At 67.1% G+C, this 2465-nt stretch carries 4 protein-coding genes; all 4 read right to left on the reverse strand.

Going from position 1 to position 2465, the window contains the following annotated elements:
• Positions 1-482: 482 nt before the first annotated feature.
• Positions 483-917, reverse strand: a complete 435-nt coding sequence (locus ACFYMU_RS19935; protein WP_388374566.1) for a hypothetical protein — start codon at positions 915-917, stop codon at positions 483-485.
• Positions 918-949: 32 nt separating this feature from the next.
• Positions 950-1324, reverse strand: a complete 375-nt coding sequence (locus tag ACFYMU_RS19940) for a hypothetical protein (protein ID WP_388374568.1) — start codon at positions 1322-1324, stop codon at positions 950-952.
• 337 nt (positions 1325-1661) lie between these two features.
• Positions 1662-2090 carry an ATP-binding protein gene (locus ACFYMU_RS19945; protein ID WP_388374570.1) on the reverse strand — a complete coding sequence of 143 codons (429 nt, stop codon included), beginning with the start codon at positions 2088-2090 and terminating at the stop codon, positions 1662-1664.
• A 46-nt stretch (positions 2091-2136) separates the two neighbouring features.
• Positions 2137-2465, reverse strand: a 329-nt coding sequence (locus ACFYMU_RS19950; RefSeq protein WP_388374572.1) for an NUDIX hydrolase, incomplete at its 5' end; no start/stop codon positions are given.

Raw genomic sequence — 2465 nt, forward strand, 5'->3', positions numbered from 1 at the left:
GTCAGCCCGCCCCCTTGCGCGTACCGCATGAGACCGTCGTACCGCAGGGATCACACCCCGTCACCACCCCGGACATCGCGCATTCAACCTGAGTAGGTGAGCCGGGGCGGCTACGTCGGATATTTTCCTGGTGCGCCGTATGGACAGCTCACGAGGTCGGTGTAGCGGCTTTGGGGTGGCGCTGCTTTGGCGCGAGTGATCATGGCCCCGTAAGCTTCCGGCGCGTCGGGCAGTCTGTGGACCTGCCCGGTAAAGCACGACGTTGGGGCCATGATCTTCGAGGCTCGCGCCAAAGTGGCTCCGTAAAGCCGTGGAGCCGGCCGCCCCAGCCACGACGTACCCCTTCTCTGGCGTCAGGCGGCTGATTGCTGACACCGGCCGGGCTGGAGCGGGACGGAGGCAGGAGCGCAGGCCCGGCCGGGGGCCGGGCCGCGTGCGGGGAGCGGAGCGAGCCGCCTTGAACCCGTAGAGAAAGTTGTAACTCAGTCTGAAGTGGGGAGCTGTTGGGCTTGCGCGGAAGTGGGGTCGTCGAGCTCTCGCTCCTCCTGGAGCTGGCAATGGGTGCCGCGGTACTCGTCCAGGAGCTCGAAGAACATCTCCATGGCGGGCCTGTCGGCTCGCTCCGCCTCGCGCTCGATCTCCGTTGCCCAGCCGAGGGCGGAGTGGCGGCCCAATCGTTGCCACAGCCACTCGGAGAAGCGGCCTTGACTGCCCGGGTTCCAGAAGTCGAATGGCTCCGCGATGTCGTGGACCCCCAGAGCAACGCGGTAGCCGGTGAGCATGGAATCCAGGTGCTGCAAGGAACTCCGACGGATCCACATGCCCGGACGGAGCCGTACTTCCTCTAGGAAGTCGTACACATCGGCGAGCTCGCCGAGTTGCTTGGGCGTGCGTCTTGCTCCGTCCGTCTCCGTCATGCGAGCACCCTACGGGGCCCATCTGCTGCTGATCACGTCGCGTGGGGCTTGAATTCCTGCGCGCAAGGTGGAAGTCCGACGCCCTGGCGGTATGCGAGTGGCAGGAAGAGCACTGGTCGGATCGTCCATGTCACGCGGGTGCTGGACTGGGTGATGGACACCGTGCAGGGTTCAGCGCGGAGGAGGGCTCGCCTCGTCTCGGCGCGGCCGTCGTACAGCCAGGTCCATGCCTCGTCGGAGGTGTCCGGGTCGAGCGCTGGGGAGATGGTGCGGAGTGCGACCGCGATCCACCTGTCAGCCTGGGGTGCCGAGTAGGCGTCGAAGGATGCCAGGAGTGCCAGCCCCCGCTCGTCGCTGAGGTCCTGGGTCCAGCACTCGCACCAGTAGCCGCGGGAGAGCCCGTTCACGATGCTGCTCCTCGGGGGTAGGCCACGAGTACGTAGCGGGTGTTCTTGTCGTGCAGGGTGAGTTGGTAGGCCGTTCCTGTGGCCAGGTAGGCGAGGGCGCGTTCGTGCTCTGGTTCGTCGGTGAGCCAGTGGCGGCCTGGCTGTGCGTGTGCGGCGTCGAGCTGGTCGGTGATGTGACTCGCACGTTCCCGAAGCCAACGCAGTGCGAGGCGGGGGCTTCTGGTGTCGTGTGATCCCAGCGGGATCGAGCGGGCCTCGTGTAGGGGGTAGGCGGCTGCCCGGCACTGGTATGAGGTGTACTGCCCATCCGCGCGTAAGACCCCGGCGAGGGGCGACGTCACCACGGGCGTTCTCCTCGGCTGGGCTGCGTGAAGAGTTCCGCGGTGACCGTGTGGCCGCCGTGGCTGTCGTGGATGACGACCCGGTGGGCGATCGCGTTGACCATCCCTAAGCCGCGACCGTGCACCGCGTCCTGTCCCGGGTGCTCGACCTTCGGGGCGGAGTCCGTGCCGCCGTCGTCGGTGATGGACAGGGCGATGACCTGGGGGGAGACCGCCAGTGCCAGGTGGAAGCGGCCGGACTGCCGGCCGCTGGCCGTGTGGAGGATCGCGTTCGCGCTCAGCTCGCTGACGATCAGCTCGGCGTCCTCGGCCAGGGGCGATCCTCGCAGGATGTCGCGTGTCCAGCGGCGGGCCCGGCTGACCTCTTCCGGAAAACCTGGGCAAGTGAGTCCCCAAGTCCGAATTTCGCTCGTATACTCGTGCATACAAGTTCCTTCGTGCTGATTGGCCGCCATGTGCAGCGGGTTCGGGCTAGACGAGTTTCACGCCGTCGTGGGCGCGGATGACAGGCGGAGACGCCGCGTCGAGTGCGTCCAGGACGCGGATCGCATACGCCTCGTCGGCAAGCTCGGTGACTTCTTCACGGGTGGCCCAGCGCAGTGCGCGGGTCTCGTTTCCGGTGGTGGGCGTGCCGTCGGCGGCCTCGCAGCGGAAGACCAGCGAGACGATCAAGCCCTTCATGTTCTTGTAGACGCCGGTCAGGGTCGCGGGAAGCGCGATCTTGATTCCGGTCTCTTCGAGCACTTCACGCTGGAGGGCTTCGGGGACGGTCTCCTCGCGTTCGAGGACACCGCCCGGCG

The organism is Streptomyces sp. NPDC007264, assembly GCF_042869095.1.
Lineage (GTDB): Bacteria > Actinomycetota > Actinomycetes > Streptomycetales > Streptomycetaceae > Streptomyces.